Origin of the sequence: Mesorhizobium abyssinicae, assembly GCF_049887195.1 — a bacterium.
GTDB classification, from domain to species: domain Bacteria; phylum Pseudomonadota; class Alphaproteobacteria; order Rhizobiales; family Rhizobiaceae; genus Mesorhizobium; species Mesorhizobium abyssinicae.
On record NZ_JARAKC010000012.1, the window covers coordinates 78,550 to 95,573 of the forward strand.

At 67.1% G+C, this 17,024-nt stretch carries 18 protein-coding genes and 1 tRNA gene; 5 read left to right on the forward strand and 14 right to left on the reverse strand.

Features of this window, described 5'->3' with window-relative positions; translation table 11 throughout:
- Positions 1–33 precede the first annotated feature (33 nt).
- The 3 genes from PU724_RS23340 (at position 34) to PU724_RS23350 (ending at position 2,471) form a co-directional block, all read left to right on the forward strand.
- Entirely contained in the window at positions 34–1,275 is a 1,242-nt protein-coding gene (locus tag PU724_RS23340; RefSeq protein ID WP_354423897.1) for a D-amino acid dehydrogenase, read from the forward strand.
- A 39-nt stretch (positions 1,276–1,314) separates the two neighbouring features.
- Positions 1,315–2,121: a maleate cis-trans isomerase family protein gene (locus PU724_RS23345; protein ID WP_354423899.1), complete on the forward strand. Its 807-nt coding sequence runs from the start codon at positions 1,315–1,317 to the stop codon at positions 2,119–2,121.
- Between the two features lie 170 nt (positions 2,122–2,291).
- A complete protein-coding gene (locus PU724_RS23350; protein WP_202298531.1) occupies positions 2,292–2,471 on the forward strand; it encodes a hypothetical protein in 180 nt (59 codons plus the stop codon).
- Positions 2,472–2,505: 34 nt separating this feature from the next.
- On the opposite strand, the gene PU724_RS23355 is transcribed toward PU724_RS23350, so the two are convergent.
- From PU724_RS23355 to PU724_RS23405, 11 genes are all read right to left on the reverse strand, one after another.
- Positions 2,506–2,811 (reverse strand): UBP-type zinc finger domain-containing protein, encoded by a 306-nt coding sequence (locus PU724_RS23355; RefSeq protein ID WP_354423901.1) that lies wholly within the window; start codon positions 2,809–2,811, stop codon positions 2,506–2,508.
- Positions 2,811–4,499, reverse strand: a complete 1,689-nt coding sequence (locus PU724_RS23360; RefSeq protein WP_354423903.1) for an FAD-dependent oxidoreductase — start codon at positions 4,497–4,499, stop codon at positions 2,811–2,813. The genes PU724_RS23355 and PU724_RS23360 overlap by 1 nt, the downstream gene beginning before the upstream one ends.
- 198 nt (positions 4,500–4,697) lie before the next feature.
- Positions 4,698–4,782 (reverse strand) — tRNA-Leu (locus tag PU724_RS23365).
- 330 nt (positions 4,783–5,112) lie between these two features.
- Entirely contained in the window at positions 5,113–5,733 is a 621-nt protein-coding gene (locus tag PU724_RS23370) for a 2,3-bisphosphoglycerate-dependent phosphoglycerate mutase (protein WP_127286529.1), read from the reverse strand.
- 93 nt (positions 5,734–5,826) lie between these two features.
- On the reverse strand, positions 5,827–6,648 hold the full coding sequence (gene dapB / locus PU724_RS23375; RefSeq protein WP_354423905.1) for a 4-hydroxy-tetrahydrodipicolinate reductase: 822 nt from the start codon (positions 6,646–6,648) through the stop codon (positions 5,827–5,829).
- Positions 6,645–8,501, reverse strand: a complete 1,857-nt coding sequence (locus PU724_RS23380; protein WP_189524344.1) for an ABC transporter ATP-binding protein — start codon at positions 8,499–8,501, stop codon at positions 6,645–6,647. Before PU724_RS23380 ends, dapB begins: the two co-directional genes overlap by 4 nt.
- 125 nt (positions 8,502–8,626) lie before the next feature.
- A complete protein-coding gene (locus PU724_RS23385) occupies positions 8,627–9,646 on the reverse strand; it encodes a glucokinase (RefSeq protein WP_127286527.1) in 1,020 nt (339 codons plus the stop codon).
- A gap of 330 nt (positions 9,647–9,976) precedes the next feature.
- Positions 9,977–11,083 (reverse strand): penicillin-insensitive murein endopeptidase, encoded by a 1,107-nt coding sequence (mepA, locus tag PU724_RS23390; RefSeq protein ID WP_354423907.1) that lies wholly within the window; start codon positions 11,081–11,083, stop codon positions 9,977–9,979.
- Positions 11,084–11,165: 82 nt separating this feature from the next.
- Entirely contained in the window at positions 11,166–12,071 is a 906-nt protein-coding gene (locus PU724_RS23395; RefSeq protein ID WP_354423909.1) for an SDR family oxidoreductase, read from the reverse strand.
- Positions 12,068–13,222, reverse strand: a complete 1,155-nt coding sequence (queG, locus tag PU724_RS23400; RefSeq protein WP_135859507.1) for a tRNA epoxyqueuosine(34) reductase QueG — start codon at positions 13,220–13,222, stop codon at positions 12,068–12,070. Before queG ends, PU724_RS23395 begins: the two co-directional genes overlap by 4 nt.
- Complete coding sequence (locus tag PU724_RS23405; protein ID WP_127310994.1) at positions 13,203–13,895, reverse strand: glutathione S-transferase family protein; 693 nt, start codon at positions 13,893–13,895, stop codon at positions 13,203–13,205. The genes queG and PU724_RS23405 overlap by 20 nt, the downstream gene beginning before the upstream one ends.
- Before the next feature lie 154 nt (positions 13,896–14,049).
- Here PU724_RS23405 and PU724_RS23410 point away from each other — a divergent pair, with 154 nt between their 5' ends.
- Entirely contained in the window at positions 14,050–14,856 is an 807-nt protein-coding gene (locus tag PU724_RS23410; RefSeq protein WP_127287370.1) for an undecaprenyl-diphosphate phosphatase, read from the forward strand.
- Between the two features lie 5 nt (positions 14,857–14,861).
- On the opposite strand, the gene PU724_RS23415 is transcribed toward PU724_RS23410, so the two are convergent.
- Both PU724_RS23415 and rsmI read right to left on the reverse strand, forming a co-directional pair.
- The gene (locus PU724_RS23415; RefSeq protein ID WP_127284846.1) at positions 14,862–15,239 is read right to left on the reverse strand and encodes a YraN family protein; all 378 of its coding nucleotides are present in this window, start codon (positions 15,237–15,239) and stop codon (positions 14,862–14,864) included.
- On the reverse strand, positions 15,232–16,140 hold the full coding sequence (gene rsmI, locus PU724_RS23420) for a 16S rRNA (cytidine(1402)-2'-O)-methyltransferase (protein WP_354423912.1): 909 nt from the start codon (positions 16,138–16,140) through the stop codon (positions 15,232–15,234). The genes PU724_RS23415 and rsmI overlap by 8 nt, the downstream gene beginning before the upstream one ends.
- A 164-nt stretch (positions 16,141–16,304) precedes the next feature.
- Here rsmI and PU724_RS23425 point away from each other — a divergent pair, with 164 nt between their 5' ends.
- Positions 16,305–16,499 carry a hypothetical protein gene (locus PU724_RS23425; protein ID WP_354423914.1) on the forward strand — a complete coding sequence of 65 codons (195 nt, stop codon included), beginning with the start codon at positions 16,305–16,307 and terminating at the stop codon, positions 16,497–16,499.
- Between the two features lie 73 nt (positions 16,500–16,572).
- On the opposite strand, the gene PU724_RS23430 is transcribed toward PU724_RS23425, so the two are convergent.
- Positions 16,573–17,010, reverse strand: coding sequence for an EamA family transporter (locus PU724_RS23430; RefSeq protein ID WP_127284849.1), 438 nt, complete (start codon positions 17,008–17,010; stop codon positions 16,573–16,575).
- Positions 17,011–17,024: the final 14 nt, after the last annotated feature.

Sequence of the window (17,024 nt, forward strand, 5' to 3'; positions counted from 1 at the left end):
AACTGCCTCCGCTTTGCGATCTCCGGAGGCGTCATGCGCGTGATCGTGCTGGGTGGCGGCGTGGTTGGCGTCACCACCGCCTACCAGCTGCAGAAGGACGGCCACGAGGTGGTGCTCATCGAGCGCCAGCCTCAGGTCGCCGCCGAGACGAGCTGGGGCAATGCCGGCATGATCGCGCCCGGCCATTCCTTCGTCTGGTCGTCGCCGAAAGCGCCGATGATCCTTTTGAAATCGCTGGTGCTGAAGGACCAGGCGCTGCGCTTCAGGATGTCGGCCGATCCCAGGCTTTACAGCTGGTCGTGGCTCTTCCTGATGGAATGCACGGCGGAAAAGGCCAGGCGCAACACACTGCTCAAGCATCGCCTTGCCGCCTATTCGCAGGGCGTGCTGCGCGAGGTCGTCGCCGACGAGCAAATAGACTATGACCGCAACGATCGCGGCATCCTCTACTTCCACCGCAGCCAGCAGGCGCTCGACAAGGGTGTCGAGCACATGAAGCTGCTGGAGTCCGACGGGCAGGAGATCAGGCTGCTGGATCGCGAGGGCGTCGTGGCACTCGATCCGTCGCTGGCCTCGGCGCGGGAAAAGATCGCCGGCGGCATCTATTGCCCGACCGATGAGACCGGCGATCCGGCGAAGTTCACCCGGGCGCTTGCCGCGAAGATCGCCGGGCGCGGCGGCGAAATCCGCACCGGCACCACCATCACCGGCATCGAGACCTCGGGCGATGCCGTCGCGCAGGTGCGGACCGACAAGGGCGTCTTCATGGGCGATGCCTATGTGCTGGCGCTCGGCTCCTACAGCCCGCTGCTGGCCAAAACCATCGGCATCAGCCTGCCGATCTATCCGATCAAGGGCTATTCCCTGACCATCCCGGTCGGCAACCGCCCGGCGCCGCCGACCATCGCTTCAGTCGACGAGCACAATCTGGTCGCCATCTCGCGCTTCGGCGACCGCCTGCGCGTTACCGCAACGGCCGAGTTCGCCGGCTACGACACCAGCCACAGACCGGCCGACTTCGCTTTCATGAAGGGCGTGACCGAGGAGCTCTACCCGGAAGGCGCCGATTACGACCGCGCAGAGATGTGGGCGGGCTTGCGGCCGATGACGCCGAACAACCTGCCGGAGTTCGGACAGCGGCGTCTGCGCAACCTCTACCTCAACACCGGCCACGGCCATATCGGCTGGACCATGTCGCACGGCTCGGCCCGCATCACCGCCGACCTGATCGGCGGGCGCCGGCCGGCGATTTCGATGGATGGACTTTTGAACTGAGAGCAGGATCGATCCCGCTCTGACAAGAAAGGGAACGCCATGTCCGCCAACCCAGCCGCCGCGCCCCTCGCCGCTTCGGGACCTGTCGATCTCGGCGTCCTGCCCTCGGAGATCGACGGCGGCCTCGCCTCGCGCGCCGCGATCGGGCTGGCGATCCTCGCCACCGACCAGACGCTGGAGCATGAGTTCCGCGCGCTGGTGCGCATTCCCGGTGTCGCCTTCTACGAGGCACGGCTCTTCAACGACAACGACATCACGCCCGAAACGCTGCGCGCCATCGGCCCGCGCATCGCGCCGACCGTCGACCTGATCCTGCCCAGCATCCCGCTCGACGTCGTCGGCTTCGGCTGCACCTCGGCGACGATGACGCTCGGCGAGGAAGCCGTGTTCGCCGAGATCCGCAAGGCGAGGCCGGGGGTCGCCTGCACCACGCCGGTCACCGGCGCGCTCGCCGCCTTCAAGGCGCTCGGCGCCAGGGGCATCGGCCTGCTGACGCCTTACGCGCCCGAGATCAACCGCGGCCTCGTCGCCTATTTCAGCGGGCGCGGCCTGGACATCGCGGCCGTCGCCACCTTCGACCGGCGCGACGACCGCGAGGCCGCCCGCATCTCACTGGCCTCGATCGAGGCGGCGGCCGGGCGCATGGCCGCCGTGCCCGGCGTCGACGCCATCTTCATCTCCTGCACCAGCCTGCGCGTTGCCGAGGCGGTGGCGGCGCTGGAGCAGCGCATCGGCATTCCCGTCACCTCCTCCAACCACGCCATGGCCTGGCACTGCCTGCGGCTTGCCGGCATCGACGACGTCGTGCCGGCCGGCGGCAGGCTGTTTGCCTTGCCGATCAGTTGATCCGGTTGGCCGACCTGAGCATTGGCGCCAACAGCGTCCAGCGGTCTTGTCGACACGAACTTTCGCGCCACGGCAGACCGTTCGAAATTCGCGAGTTAACGGATTCGGAAGGGGTTGTTTAACGCTTCGCTACTATCTCCCGCCTCGGGAGGCAGGACAGAGTGAGCACGATGAGCGACAGCCCCGAAAAGCGCAGCGAATGGCGCGCCATTTTTTACGTGCAGGCGCGGGTCGCCTTGCTGTTCGTTCCGGTCGTCGCCAGCCTGCTGATCATCGCGGCCCTTGCCGGCAACGAACGCAAATCCGTTCCCGACGCCATTGACCGGACCGTCACGAGCTCGGTGAAATAGCGCAGCCGTCCTAGATGCGTGGCCTCGCGCCGCCTCAAACAAACTTCGGGATCGGCCCGTTCTGCGGCGTCATATCATCGCCGAGGTCGATGAACACCTCGTCGACATAGCACCATGCCCAGCCTTCCGGCGGGTCGTAGCCCTCGATGACCGGATGGCTGGTCGCGTGAAAATGCTTGGTGGCGTGGCGGTTGGGCGAGTCGTCGCAGCAGCCGACATGGCCACAGGTGCGGCAGAGCCTGAGATGCACCCACCATGATCCGCTCTTCAGGCATTCCTCGCAGCCGAGCGCGCTCGGCGTGACTTGCCTGATGTCGCTCGTGTGCCGGCACTCGTCCATTACGATCTCCTCGCCTGTTCGGATTGAGCGCCGCCGCCGTTCTGAGCAAGATAGGCATGCAGCGCCGCCACCACCTGGGCGCCTTCGCCGACGGCGGCGGCGACGCGCTTGATCGAGCCGCAGCGAACATCGCCGATGGCAAACACGCCGCTGCGGCTCGTCTCCATCAGGCCATGTCCCTGCGCCACCTCTGGTCCGGTGCGGACAAAACCCTTGGCGTCGAGCGCCACGTTGCATTTCGCCAGCCAGTCCGTGTTGGGGTCGGCGCCGATGAACAGGAAGAGATGGCGGATTGTTCGCGTCGTCTCGGTGCCGGTCGCGCGGTTGCGCCATCGCACCCGCTCGAGGTTGCTCTCGCGGCCGTCCAGCGCAACGATCTCGGTCTCGGCCAGCACCTCGATGTTCGGCTGCGCCTCGATGCGCTCGACCAGATAGCGCGACATGGTTTCGTGGAGACTGCCGCGGCGCGCCAGCAGCGTCACCTTGCCCACCTGGCTGGCCAGGAAGACCGCCGCCTGGCCGGCCGAATTGCCGGCGCCGACCAGCGCCACCTCCTGATCCCGGCAAAGCCGCGCCTCGATCGGCGACGCCCAATAGTGCACCGACGTGCCCTCGAACTGCGCCAGATTGGCCAGATCGAGGCGGCGGTAGCGCGCGCCGCTGGCAATCACCACCGTGCGCGTGTGCACCGTCTCGCCATCGCCGACATCGAGCCTGTAGCCGGACAGGTTGCTGTCGCCGCTGAGCAGCTTCGCCTCGTCGGGGATCACCATTTCGACGCCGAACTTCTGCGCCTGGTTGTAGGCGCGCGCCATCAGCGCCATGCCGGTGATGCCGGTCGGGAAGCCGAGATAGTTCTCGATGCGCGCCGACGCCCCCGCCTGCCCGCCAAAGGCGCGGCAGTCGAGCACGATCGTCGACAGCCCTTCGGAGGCCGCATAGACAGCGGCTGCCAGTCCCGCCGGCCCGGCGCCGACGACCGCCACGTCGTAGACCTTGCTGGCATCGACGGGCCGCAGCAGGCCGACGCAGCGCGCGAGTTCGTGATCGCCCGGATTGTGCAGCAGCTTGCCGTTCGGACACAGCACGATCGGCAGGTGATGCGGATCGACATGGAAACGCTCGGTCAGCGTCCTGGCGCAGGGGTCGGTCTCGGAATCGAGCGCGCGGTGCGGCAGGCCGCTGCGGGTGAGAAAGCCCTGCAGCCTCAGCACGTCGCCATTGCCGGGAGGGCCGATGATGATCGGCCCGCTGAAGCCGCTCTCCAGCAGCCCGACGCGGCGCAGGATCAGCGCCCGCATGATCCGCTCGCCGAGGTTCGCCTCCTGCACCATCAGATCGCGCAGCCGCTGCGAGGGGATGACGATGGCCTCGACCGGTTCGGTGGCTTCCGCATTGATCAGCGACGGCCGGCTCGAGAGCTGCGCCAGCTCGCCGATGAAGTTGCCGGCGCCGTAGGAGATGATCGCCTCGCGCGGCCCGAGCCCGCCGGCCTGCGTGATCTCGACCTTGCCGGACAGGATGAGGATCAGGCCGGGCGACACCTCGCCGGCTACAACGATAGATTCGCCCGCTGCGTAGGAGCTCGCCGTACCGAAGCGGCGCATGCGTTCGATGTCCACTTCCGCCAGGACAGGAAACATCTGGTCACGGCGGGCGGCGATGGTCGGGCTGACGGAGGGGGCCATGGGGCGGACCGTAGCGCCGGGGCCGATGAGTTTGAAGCGGTTTGTTGGGACACTGCCCTCGCCTCTTCGTCACGAAGGTCAGAGGCCAGCGGCTAATCTCGAACGTCGCAATTCGCGCTCAAGTGGCATCCGATGCGAAAGCCGGCGAAAAACGACAACACTGCGGAAGGCGCTAATCCCGTTGGCAGTCGGGATAGATGGTGCCCAGAAGAGGACTCGAACCTCCACTCCTTGCGGAACACGGACCTGAACCGTGCGCGTCTACCAATTCCGCCATCTGGGCTGGTGCGGGCTCATGTAAGCGGGCAAGCGGTGTGTGTCAACGCGCTTTTTTGCCGATGTCGGCACTGCCCCTCATCGCCCTGCCGGGCACTTCTCCCCGTATAGTGACGGGGAGAAGGGGCGGCCGCATCGTCGGCGCCTTGTTTGCAACCTGGTGATTGGCGAAATCGGCGACGACAGCGCCCCTCTCCCCGTCACTATACGGGGAGAGGATGCCGGCAGGTAGGTGAGGGGCGGCACAGGCGTCGGGCAAAAAGGGGCGGACGGAAATCAGACCGGAGGTGATTGGCCCGGAGAGCCACCGCCCCTGGCTCCCGCCGCCGGCGAAAGCTCAGCCTTCCAGCACTTCCTTCGACGCCACGGTCGAATCGGCGTTGAGCGTGTAGATCACTGGCACGCCGGTGCCGAGCTCGAGCTTGACGATCTCCTCGCCGCTCTTGCCGTCCAGCGCCATGATCAGCGCGCGCAGCGAATTGCCGTGCGCGGCCACCAGCACGGTCTCGCCACGCAGCACGTGCGGCTGCAGGTCGTGCAAGTAATAGGGCCAGACGCGCGCGCCGGTGTCCTTCAGGCTTTCGCCGCCGGGCGGCGAGACGTCGTAGGAGCGGCGCCAGATATGCACCTGCTCCTCGCCCCATTTCTTGCGCGCGTCGTCCTTGTTGAGGCCGGAGAGATCGCCATAGTCGCGCTCGTTCAGCGCCTGATCACGGATGGTCTTGAGATCGCTCTGGCCGACCGCGTCGAGGATGTGCTGGCAGGTCTTCTGCGCCCGGATCAGCGCTGAGGTGAAGGCGATGTCGAACTTCAGCCCGCGTGCCTTGAGCTTCTGGCCGGCGGCCTTGGCCTCGGCATGGCCCTGCTCGGTCAGGTCGACGTCGCGCCAGCCGGTGAACAGGTTCTTCAGGTTCCAGTCGCTCTGGCCGTGGCGCACGAGCACGAGGGTTCTCGACATGTTTGCTCCTTCGAGTTTGAGCAATTCCAGGAAAAGTGTGTCGCGGTTTTCCGTCCGGAATTGCGTAGAACAAAAATATTGGAAGAGGCCGCCTCAGCTCAGGCCGAGCACGTCCCGCATCGAATAAAGTCCGGGCTTCTTCGCGCGAGCCCAAAGCGCGGCTTTTACGGCTCCGCGCGCGAAGATCGCCCGGTCCTCGGCATGGTGGGACAGCGTGATGCGCTCGCCGGTGCCGGCCAGCACCACCGAGTGGTCGCCGACCACCGAGCCGCCGCGCAGCGTGGCGAAGCCGATCGTGCCCGGCTTGCGCACGCCGGTATGGCCGTCGCGCACGCGCACGTCGTTGCCGGCAAGCGGGATCTCGCGCCCGGCCGTCGCTGCTTCGCCGAGCAGAAGCGCCGTTCCCGAAGGCGCGTCGACCTTGTGGCGGTGGTGCATTTCCAGGATCTCGATGTCGAAATCGTCGCCGTCGAGCGCGCGCGCGGCCTGCTCCACCAGCACCGCCAGCAGATTGACGCCGAGGCTCATATTGCCTGATTTGACGATCGTCGCGTGGCGGGCAGCTGCCGCTATCGCGGCGTTGTCGTCCGCCGAGCAGCCGGTGGTGCCGATGACATGGACGATGCGCGCCTGCGCCGCGTAGCCGGCGAATTCGACGGTCGCCGCCGGCGCGGTGAAATCGAGCACGCCGTCGGCCTTGGCGAAGGCAGGCAGCGGATCGTCCGATATCGGCACGTTGATGATGCCGATGCCGGCGAGCTCGCCCGCATCCTTGCCGAGATAGGGCGATCCCGGCCGCTCGACGGCGCCAGCGACGCGCGCCCCCGGCATCGTGTGGATGGCGCGGATCAGCGTCTGGCCCATCCGGCCGGCCGCGCCAACCACCACCAGGCCCATATCGCCCGTTTCGCTCATGCCTCTCTCCCGACCGCCCTCTTCGCGCGGCTGCGCGGCGGCGGAGTTTGGATGGGCTTGGCGTCGTCGACAAGCCCCAGACCCTTCTTGCCCTGCACCCGGTGGAAACGGGCATAGACGCTGTGCGGATCGGCCATCAGCAAGGCATGGGTGCCTTCCTCGACCAGCCGGCCCTCTTCCAGCACGATGATGTGGTCGGCATTCACCACGGTCGACAGCCGGTGCGCGATGACGATGGTCGTGCGCCCTTCCATGACATGGGTCAGCGCCTCCTGGACGCGCGCCTCAGCCTCATTGTCGAGCGCCGAGGTCGCCTCGTCGAGCAAAAGGATCGGCGCCTGGCGCACGATGGCGCGGGCGATCGAGACGCGCTGGCGCTGTCCGCCCGATAGCGTCACGCCGTTCTCGCCGACCGGCGTGTCGTAGCCTTGCGGCTGCTGGCGGATGAACTCGTCCGCCGCCGCCTGCTTTGCCGCCCATTCGATCTCCGCATCCGTGGCCGAAAGCCGGCCATAGCGGATGTTGTCGCGGATCGTGCCCTCGAACAAATAGGGCCCCTGCGAGACATAGGCGATCGAGCTGCGAAGCGAATGCTTCGTCAGCCTGGAAATGTCCTGGCCGTCAACCTCGATGCTGCCGGCCTCGACATCGTAGAAGCGCTGCAGCAGCGCCACTAGCGTCGACTTGCCGGCGCCGGATGCGCCGACGATGGCCGTCACCTTGCCGGCGGCGGCGGTAAAGCTCAATTCCTTGAGCACCGGCGCGTCGGCGGCATAGCGGAACGAGACATTATTGAAACGCACCTCGCCGGTGGTGATCCTCGCTTCGACCGCGCCGGTCGCATCGCCCTGCTGCGGCTGCTGGTCGAGAAGCTCGTAGATCATGCGCGCGTTGACCAGCGACCGCTCCATGCCAACCTGCATGCGCGCCAGACGCCGCGCCGGATCATAGGCCAGGATCAGCGCCGTGATGAAGGAGAACACCGCGCCCGGCGGCTGGCCGAGGACCAGCGCCCGGTAGCCGGAATAGGCAATGACGCCGGTGACGGCGAGGCCGGCCAGCATGTCGGAAATCGGCGTCAGCCGCTCCGAGACGCGAGCGATCTTGTTGCCCCGCTGCTCGGCACTCTCGGCGAGCTTGCCGATGCGGCGCGCCAGTTCGCCCTCCATGGTGAACGCCTTGACGATGGCGATGCCTTGCGTCGCCTCCTGCATGGCGCCGATCAGCCGCGAGTTGATCTGCACGGATTCGCGCGCGATGCGGCGTACGCGGCGCATCAGATAGACGACGGTGTAGATCAGCGGCGGTCCGATCAGCAGCGACGACAGCGACAGCAGCGGATCCTGGTAGATCATGACGCAGATGAGGCCGAGCAGCGTCACGCCGTCGCGCGCGATCGAGGTCAGCGTCATCGACAACAGGTCGCGGATGCCGTTGATGTTCTCGTTGACCTGCGCGGCGAGCTGGCCCGAACGGGTGTCGTTGAAGAAGCCGACGCCGAGCTTCATCAGGTGGTCGAAGATGCGGCGCTGATAGCGCGCCACCAGATTGTTGCCGATCCGCGCCAGCGTCACCGCCTGGCCATAGGTGGCCAGCCCGCGCAGCGTGAAGGAGCCCATGATCCCGGCGCAGATCAGCACGATCAGATCGCCGCGTCGCTCATAGAAGATCTGGTTGACGACCGGGCTCATCACCCAGGCGGTGAAGGCCGTCGTTGCGGACACGGTCAGCAGGCACAGGGTGGCGAAGATGTAGGCTGAGCGGTATTCGCGGCCGTTTTCGGCGATGATGCGGCGCAGCACCGCCCAGGTCTCGCCGGGCCGGGCTATCGCTTGGTGTTGAAGCTGGTTCAAATCGAGGGTCGTTCCGTGGTTCCGTCTGGAAATTCGGCACCCCTCTTAGCGTTCCCGTCGCGGCTTGCCTATGGCGAAACTTCGTCGCGGCGCGATTCGCGATCCGACAACCAGGGCGCGAAGCGCTACACCCGCCAGTGCCGCCCCGCCGTCTGCACGCCGAACAGCGAGGGATTCCTGGCATAGGCGGCGAGGCCGAGAAGCGCCGCCAGCGGATGCGTGATGACATAGACCGGCATCGCGCGCAGCAAGGCGCTGTGCGGCGCCTTGTCCTCGAAAGCGGCGCGGAAATTGCCCGCTTTCAGCGCCGGCACGATCTTCTGCGCGATGCCGCCGGTGAGGAAGACGCCGCCCCGGCTCATGAACACCAGCGCCAGGTCGCCGGCGGTGCGGCCGAGGCAGGTGACGAACAGCGACAGCGCTTCCTCCGCCACCGGGTCGGACTTCGCCAGCGCCGCGCCGGTGATCTCGGCCGGCGCGCTGAAGGGCGCCGGCTTGCCGTCGGCCTTGGCCACCGCGCGGTAGACATTGACCAGGCCGCGCCCGCACAGGATCTGCTCGCCGGAAACGCGGCCTTCGAGCCGCTCTATATGCGGGAAAACCTGGAAATCGCGCGGCGAGCGCGGGCCGATATCCATGTGTCCGCCTTCGCCGGGCACCGGTATCCAGTGGTTGAGCGCATGGATCAGCCCGGCAACGCCGAGCCCGGTGCCGGGGCCGAGCACGACGCGGCTGGCGTTCGGCTCCGGCGTGCCGCCGCCGATCTTCTCCATATGCTCCTCGCCGAGCGCCACGACGGCCAGCGCCTGCGCCTCGAAGTCGTTGAGCACGACGACCTCGCTCAGGCCCAGATTGGCGAACATCTGCCTCGGCTTGACCACCCAGGGGCAATTGGTGAGCGGGATCTCGTCGCCGTCGACCGGCCCGGCGATCGCCAGCACGGCCGAATTCGGCCGCACCGAGGAACGGTCGAGCACCGCCGCCTGGATCGCCTCGTCGATGGTGTTGAAATTGGCGGTCTGGACGATCTGCGGCTCGGTCGGCTCCGAATTGGCGTCGAGCACGATCGAGAAGCGCGCATTGGTGCCGCCGATGTCGCCGATCAGGACCGGAAACCGCAGCGTTGTCTCGTCTTCACCTGCCATACTCTTCTTTCGTTCTGTTCCGGCCATCTGCCGCTGTCATTCGTTGACTATCGCATGGACTTGTAAAGGGAAAGCGGCTTCGGCGTCAGGCTTGAATTCCGTACCTTTTCAACGTCTGCGCCGCCCCTCACCTGCCTGCCGGCACCCTCTCCCCGTATGGTGACGGGGAGAGGGACGCTGTCATCGCCGATTTCGCCAATCATCAGCGTTGCGGAAAGGGCGCCGGCGCTGCGGCCTGCCCCCTTCTCCCCGTCACTATACGGGGAGAAGTGCCCGGCAGGGCGATGAGGGGCGGCGCCTGCTTCGACAATTAGCCCGGAATGCCTGGCGTCAGTTTTCCGGCCTTGGCCGTGGCAGTGGAATGCCGATTTTCGGGGTCGGCGCAAAAGCGCTCGCCGAGGCCGGCAGCGCCGCGGCCCCAACCGGCACCGTCGGTTCCGCCACGGGCGGCGGCGGTTCGGCGGCCGCGATCGGCACGCTGTCGCCTGCGATCGGTAGGCCGTCGCCATGATAGGTGACGGCTTCCGCCGAAGCGGGGTTTGGCGCGTCGAGCACCGCCCGGCATTCCTTCGGCAGGTTCGCCATCGTCATGATGTCGCGCGCCTTCGGCGCGTCCGGGTTCTTGTTGGGGCGCCACGGCTCCGCGGTGAACCACCAGGCCAGCGGCTTGCCGCAGCCGTCATCGGTCGGCGTCGCTTCCTGCGCCTTGCAGCCGTGCGAGCCCGGCTGGCAGCCGATGCGCATGTGGAAATGATAGTCGTGGCCCCAGAACGGCCGGATCTTACGCAGCCAGGAACGGTCGCCCTTCACCGTGTCGCACAGTTTCTTCTTGATGCCCGGATTGACCAGGATGCGCTCGACCTCGGGATAGCTCGCCGCGCGCTTCAACAGTTGCCTGTGCCGCGTCGTCCACAGCGCGTCCTTCACCAGATGCGTCTTCTCGTCGACCATCAGGGTGGCGCTCATCGATTCGCGCTGCGCAATCGACAGCGGCCGGCTGGGCATCGGCGTCAGCCAGATGTCGGCGTCGAGGCCGATCTGGTGCGACGCGTGGCCGGTCAGCATCGGCCCGCCGCGCGGCTGCGAGATGTCGCCGATCAGAAGGCCGGGCCAGCCGTCGGCATGCGCGTCGCGCGCCAGCTTCTCGATCAGCGCGATCATCGCCGGATGGCCCCAGCGGCGGTTGCGCGAGGGGCGCATCACTTCCCAGCTCGGTCCGTCCATCGGAATGGCGACGCCGCCGGCGAAGCAGCCCTTGGAATAGAAGCCGAAGGATTGCGCCGCCGCCACCGCCGGCAGCTTCTCGGCCCCGAACAGGTCTTTTGCCCGCGGCTCGGCCGTCAGCGCGCCCGCCGCCAGCCCGGCCAGCGCCAGGATCGCCAGCGTCGCCGTCAGGAACGGCCGCCTGACGGGCAATGATCGCAACGAGGTCACCATGAAGCCGCATCCCTCTCCTGTCGCGCCGCCCGAGCCTCGAGAGCGGCCGCGACGCGAATCATAGCATGCCCGGCGCCGCGCTTTAATCAGCGCGTTTAATCGGGCTGCGCGGCTCGCCCTCGCGCCAGCTGCCGTCGGCCCACATATGGTCGAGGGCCGAGCGGTAGTCGGGGAAGGCAAAGCCGTAGCCGGCCGCCTTGATCGCGGCGTTGGAGACGCGCTTGTTCTCGCCGTAGAAGGAGCGCGCCATCGGCGAAAGCTGCGCCGTCTCGAAGGCGATTTCCGGCGGCGGCTCGACGCCCATCAGGCCGGCGGCATAGGCGACGACATCCTGCGGCGGCGCCGGCTCGTCGTCGGTGACGTTGAAGATGCCGCCGCTATTTTTCCCGGCCAAATGCCAGAGCGCGCCGGCGATGTCGTCGCAATGGATGCGGTTGAACACCTGGCCGGGCTTGACCAGCCGTCTGGCGGTGCCGTCGGCCAGGTTGACCAGCGCGTTGCGGCCCGGACCGTAGATGCCGGAGAGGCGCAGGATCGCCACCGGCCGGCCGATCTCCTGGCCGAGCTTCAGCCACTCCTGTTCGGCGGCCACCCGCATCACCGAGCGCTTCGACACCGGTCGGCACTCGGCCCTCTCGTCCACCCAGCCGCCGCCATGGTCGCCATAGACGCCGACGGTGGAGAGATAGGCGATGCATTCCAGGGCCGGCATCGCTGCGATCGCCTCGCGCGCGGCGCCGAGCACCGGGTCGCCGGCCTCTTCCGGCGCCACCGAGGCGATCAAATGGGTGGTCGTTTTCAAGGCCTCGCCGATCTCGGCCGTCAGCGCGCCGTCGAAGCGCAGCGGCGCGATGCCGGCCTGGCCGAGCACCGCGAACTTCTCCGGCGAGCGCGTCGTGCCGCGGATTGTCACCCCATCCCGGCTGGCGCGGGCGAAGGCCTTGCCGGAATAGCCGGCGCCAAAGACGAAGAACTGCTTTTCACTCATGCATGGACCTTTGCTGGCTGCGCCGACAGCCATTCGTCGCGCACCGTCATGTCATCTTCGGTTGCCAGGGCGGTGGCGGCGCGCTCGGCGAACTCGGTGTCGGGTAGAAGCCTGGACAGCGCCCAGACGGCCGCACCTCGCACCAGCGGCGAGGCGTCGCCCAGCAAGGCACGGACCGCGCCCGCCAGCGCGGCATCGCCCGAATTGCCGGCGGCGATCAGCACATTACGGATGAAACGGTCGCGACCGATGCGCTTGATCGGCGAACCCGAGAAAAAGCTGCGGAAGGCCGCGTCGCCGAAGCTGAGCAGCTCCGCCAGCGGCGGCTCGCGCAAATCCGCGCGCGCGGCAAGCTTCGCCTCCGAGGCGGTGCGGGCGAACTTGTTCCACGGGCAGGCGGCGAGACAATCGTCGCAGCCATAGATGCGGTTGCCGATCTTGTCGCGGAATTCGCGCGGGATCGGCCCCTTGTTCTCGATGGTGAGGTAGGAGATGCAGCGCCGCGCGTCGAGCCGGTAGGGCGCCGGAAAAGCGTCGGTCGGGCAGGCGTCGAGGCAGGCGCGGCAGGAGCCGCAATGGTCCTGCTCCGCCGTGTCGGGCTCCAGCTCCGCCGTGGTGAAGATGGTGCCGAGGAACAGCCACGAGCCGTGCTGGCGGCTGACCAGATTGGTGTGCTTGCCTTGCCAGCCGAGGCCGGCGGCCTCGGCGAGCGGCTTTTCCATCACCGGCGCGGTGTCGACGAAGACTTTGACGTCGCCGCCGGCCTTTGCCACGATCTTGCCGGCGATCTCCTTCAGCCGTCCCTTCATAATATCGTGATAGTCGCGGTTCTGCGCATAGACCGAGATCGCGCCGCGGTCGCGCCTTGCCTGCAGCTTGCGCGGATCGTGGTCCGGCCCGTAGTTCATGGCCAGCACGACGATCGAGCGCACTTCGGGCCACAGCGTCGATGGTTCGGCCCGGCGTTCGATCGTCTCGGCGATCCAGCCCATCGAGCCATGAAAACCGTCGGCGACGAATTCGGCGAGCCTGGCCGGCGCCAGCGGGATGGCATCGGGCCTGGTGACGGCGACGGCGTCGAAACCGGCGCGCCTGGCCTCGCCGTCGATCAACGCGCGCAGGCTGTGCGTCCTAGAAATCGAGGTCCGCATAATGCGACACCGGCGACAGGCCGCGCACCCGGTCGGACAGAAGTGGCCGGAACGAGGGCCGTGACTTCACCCTTGTATACCATTCCCGCGCCGCGGTGTGCTCGCGCCAGTCGATCTCGCCCAGATAGTCGAGCACCGAAAGTGCGGCCGCTGCCGCGAGGTCGGCATAGGTCACCCTGCTGCCGGCCAGCCAGTGGCGGGTGCCGGCCAGCCAGTTGGTGTACTTCATGTGCTGGCGGATATTGGCGCGGGCGGCGCGGATCGCCGCCGAATCGGGCGAGCCGCCGCCGGCCGTCTCCGGCATGATCGGCTTCAGCACGCGCTCGCGCACCAGGTGGCGGGTCACCTCGCTCTCGGCCTTGTTCAGGTACCAGTCGGTCAGCCGGCGGATCTCGGCGCGCTCCATCGGGTCCTCGGCGAACAGCCGCTTGTCGCGCTTCAGCACGCCGCGCGTCTCGTCGAGATATTCGGCGATCACCATGGCGCCGACGATCGGCACGTCGCCCTCGGCAAGCAGGATCGGCAAGGTTCCGGCCGGGTTCAGCGCCAAAAACTCCTTGCGCCGCGTCCACGGCTTTTCCTCGATCAGCGCCAGCTCCTCGCCATATTCGCCGAAGGCGAGGCGCACGAACCGGCAGGAGGCGAACATCGGGTGGTGGAAGAGCGTCAGCATGGTCCCGCGATAATAAGGCGCACTGGCGAATCGCCGGCCGCGCCGGTAAGTCTTGGCCGCCCGCAAAGCGGACCGTCAGGGTGCTGCGACCTATAGGGGGACTTCCGCGCCATGACAAGCAAGCCCTTCTTTGAGTCCCAATCCCGAGGTTGCCATGGATAGCCAGACCATCGTCGAAGCGCTGCTGCTCGGCCTGCTGGAGGGCCTGACCGAGTTCATTCCGGTGTCTTCGACCGGCCACATCCTGCTCGCCGGCCATTTCCTCGGCTTCCATTCGACCGGCAAGGCCTTCGAGATCCTGATCCAGCTCGGCGCCATCCTCGCCATCCTCAGCGTCTATTTCAAACGCCTGTGGCAGATGCTGCTCGAACTGCCGCACGACCGGCTGACCAGGCATTTCGTCATCGGCATCCTCATCGCCTTCCTGCCTGCGGCCATCATCGGCGCGCTGGCGCATGACTTCATCAAGACCATCCTGTTCGAATCGCCGCGGCTGATCTGCATCATGCTGATCATCGGCGGCGTCGTCCTGCTTCTGGTCGATCGGATGAACCTCAAGCCCGTCTATCGCGACGTCGAGCGCTTCCCGACGCGGCTCTATCTGCAGATTGGCCTGTTCCAGTGCCTGTCGCTGATCCCCGGCACCTCGCGCTCCGGCTCGACCATCGTCGGCGCGCTGCTGCTCGGCGTCGACAAGCGCGCGGCGGCGGAATTCTCCTTCTTCCTCGCCATCCCGACCATGGTCGGCGCCTTCGCCTTCGACCTGTTCAAGAACCGCAACGTGCTGACCTCGGCCGACCTGCCGATCATCGCCATCGGCTTCGTCGCCGCCTTCGTCACCGCGCTGTTTGTCGTCCGCTTCCTGCTCGATTACGTCTCGCGCAACGGCTATTCGCTGTTCGGCTGGTGGCGGCTGGTGGTCGGCGGGCTCGGGCTGGTGGCGCTGATGATCTGGGGGTAAGCCCCTCAATTCCTTCCATAAAACGCGTTCTCGACATGCACCGGCCAGCGCCAGGGCAGCACGGCCACCATGTCGAAGCGCGCCGACAGTCTGCCATAGTCGGGCTGGCGCGACAGCCAGAGGTCGGCGGCGCTCTCGATGCGGCGCTCCGATTCGTAGGCGATCGCCTCCATCGCTTCCATCAGCGTGCGCCGCGCCTTGACCTCGACGAACAGCACCAGGTCGCCGCGCCTGGCGATCAGGTCGATCTCGCCGAACCTTGTGCGGTGGCGCCGCGCCAGGATCCGGTAGCCCTTCAGCATCAGCGCCAGCGCCGCCAGCCATTCGCCGCGATGGCCGCGCCGATAGGCTTTCAGGCGGCTGGCGGCCGGGCGCTCAGCCACTGCTGTCCTCTGCCGCGGTGTCCCTGAGCTCCAGCAGCCGCCGATAGAGCGCCTGCTTCTGGCCGCCGGTCATCTTCGCCGCTTCCGCTGCCGCCTTGGAGGCCGGCATTTCGGCGGCGAGCGACAACAGCAGCCGGTCGATGTCTTCAGGTTCGTCGGCCTTCGCCTCTGCGGGACCGACGCAGATGACGATCTCGCCCTTCGGCGTGTCGGCCGCCGCATAGTGGTCGGCAAGGTCCCGCAGCGTGCCGGTCCGCGTCTCCTCGAAGGCCTTGGTCAGCTCGCGGCCGATTGCCGCCTTGCGTCCCCCGCCCAGCGCCTTGGCCATCGCGGCAAGCGTCTCGGCCAGCCGCCTGGGCGACTCGAAGAAGATCAGCGTCGCCGGTACCTGCCTAAAGCTTTCGAGTTTCGTCAGCCGCTGGCCGGTCTTTACCGGCAGAAACCCGGCGAACAGGAAGGCGTCGGAGGGCAGGCCGGACGCGGTCAGCGCCGCCAGCGCCGCCGACGGGCCCGGGATCGGCACGACGCGGATGCCATGGTCGAGCGCCTCGCCGACCAGCCGGTAGCCGGGATCGGAGACCAGCGGCGTCCCGGCGTCCGAGATCAGCGCCACGCTCTGCCCGGCCTCGAGCGCCGCGATCAGCTTCGGTCCGGCCTCGGCGGCATTGTGCTCGTGATAGGCGGTGGTGCGGCGGCGGATGCCGTAGCGCTCCAGCAGCACGCGCGACACGCGCGTGTCCTCGCAGGCGACGATGTCGGCGGAGGCCAGCGTCTCCAGCGCGCGCAGCGTGATGTCGGCGAGGTTGCCGATCGGCGTCGCCACCAGATAGAGCGCCGGCGCGAGCGGCCGCGCCGCGATCTCGGTCTGCCCGATCACATAGCTGCGTTTGTCGCCGGTCACCCTTGGCCCTCCATCCAGCCTGTTTGGCACGGCTGATCCCCGGTTGCAAAACGTGACGACGAAGTAATGTCGCCCGCCATGCCTTTGCCATAGTGCGGAACGAAACCGTCACCGGCGAATTTTATCCGTGAGTCTCGCATCTGTGAGTCTCGGGGAGGCACAGGATGGATAGCCTGAAGATTCAGGACGTTTTCGAGCCCTATTATGCGGGCCGCAAGCGTTTCGCCATGCGAAGGGACAAGAGCCTGCCGGCCAGCGTCGATGACGCCGCCGGTAAAACCGGGGCCGGCAAGCGGCGTTTGCGCCGCCGGCCGAAGACCAGGCTCAAGGCCGCAACCGATAGCACGACGGAGCACTGACCGGACGATGCCCAATCGCTTCGATATTTTCATCACCCGTCTCGAAACCAGGAACAGCCGCGAAGGCGTGTCGCTAGCCCCGATAGGCGACCAGCACCGCCCCCGCCGCGATAAGGCCGACGCCAAGCCAGTTCGCTCCGGAGAGGCGCTCGCCGAGAAAGACCGCGCCAAACACCGCCACAAGCACGACGCTTAGTTTGTCGATCGGCGCCACCTGCGCCGCGTTGCCGATTTTCAGCGCGCGGAAATAGCAGAGCCACGAGGCGCCGGTAGCCAATCCGGAAAGACCGAGGAACAGCCACGTTTTTCCGGAGATCGATGCCAACGGCTGGAACTGGCCGCTAGCGGCGAGAATGGCCGCGAGCACGACCAGGATGATGGCGGTGCGGATCAGGGTGGCAAAATCGGAATTGATCGTCTCGATGCCGACCTTGGCGAAAATCGCCGTCAGCGCCGCGAAAGCCGCCGACAGCAGCGCCCAGAATTGCCAGGAAGAAGCGGTCAGGTTCATTTCGGGTGGCCTTG

Excerpts from the sequence above, each read along its gene's own strand:
- PU724_RS23430 (WP_127284849.1), bottom strand. The coding sequence starts at position 17,010 with ATGAACCTGACCGCTTCTTCCTGGCAATTCTGGGCGCTGCTGTCGGCG.
- PU724_RS23350 (WP_202298531.1), top strand. The coding sequence starts at position 2,292 with ATGAGCGACAGCCCCGAAAAGCGCAGCGAATGGCGCGCCATTTTTTAC.
- PU724_RS23370 (WP_127286529.1), bottom strand. The coding sequence starts at position 5,733 with ATGTCGAGAACCCTCGTGCTCGTGCGCCACGGCCAGAGCGACTGGAAC.
- mepA (WP_354423907.1), bottom strand. The coding sequence starts at position 11,083 with ATGGTGACCTCGTTGCGATCATTGCCCGTCAGGCGGCCGTTCCTGACG.
- queG (WP_135859507.1), bottom strand. The coding sequence starts at position 13,222 with ATGCGGACCTCGATTTCTAGGACGCACAGCCTGCGCGCGTTGATCGAC.
- dapB (WP_354423905.1), bottom strand. The coding sequence starts at position 6,648 with ATGAGCGAAACGGGCGATATGGGCCTGGTGGTGGTTGGCGCGGCCGGC.
- PU724_RS23355 (WP_354423901.1), bottom strand. The coding sequence starts at position 2,811 with ATGGACGAGTGCCGGCACACGAGCGACATCAGGCAAGTCACGCCGAGC.
- PU724_RS23345 (WP_354423899.1), top strand. The coding sequence starts at position 1,315 with ATGTCCGCCAACCCAGCCGCCGCGCCCCTCGCCGCTTCGGGACCTGTC.
- PU724_RS23425 (WP_354423914.1), top strand. The coding sequence starts at position 16,305 with ATGGATAGCCTGAAGATTCAGGACGTTTTCGAGCCCTATTATGCGGGC.
- PU724_RS23395 (WP_354423909.1), bottom strand. The coding sequence starts at position 12,071 with ATGAGTGAAAAGCAGTTCTTCGTCTTTGGCGCCGGCTATTCCGGCAAG.
- PU724_RS23410 (WP_127287370.1), top strand. The coding sequence starts at position 14,050 with ATGGATAGCCAGACCATCGTCGAAGCGCTGCTGCTCGGCCTGCTGGAG.
- PU724_RS23385 (WP_127286527.1), bottom strand. The coding sequence starts at position 9,646 with ATGGCAGGTGAAGACGAGACAACGCTGCGGTTTCCGGTCCTGATCGGC.
- PU724_RS23340 (WP_354423897.1), top strand. The coding sequence starts at position 34 with ATGCGCGTGATCGTGCTGGGTGGCGGCGTGGTTGGCGTCACCACCGCC.
- PU724_RS23360 (WP_354423903.1), bottom strand. The coding sequence starts at position 4,499 with ATGGCCCCCTCCGTCAGCCCGACCATCGCCGCCCGCCGTGACCAGATG.
- PU724_RS23405 (WP_127310994.1), bottom strand. The coding sequence starts at position 13,895 with ATGCTGACGCTCTTCCACCACCCGATGTTCGCCTCCTGCCGGTTCGTG.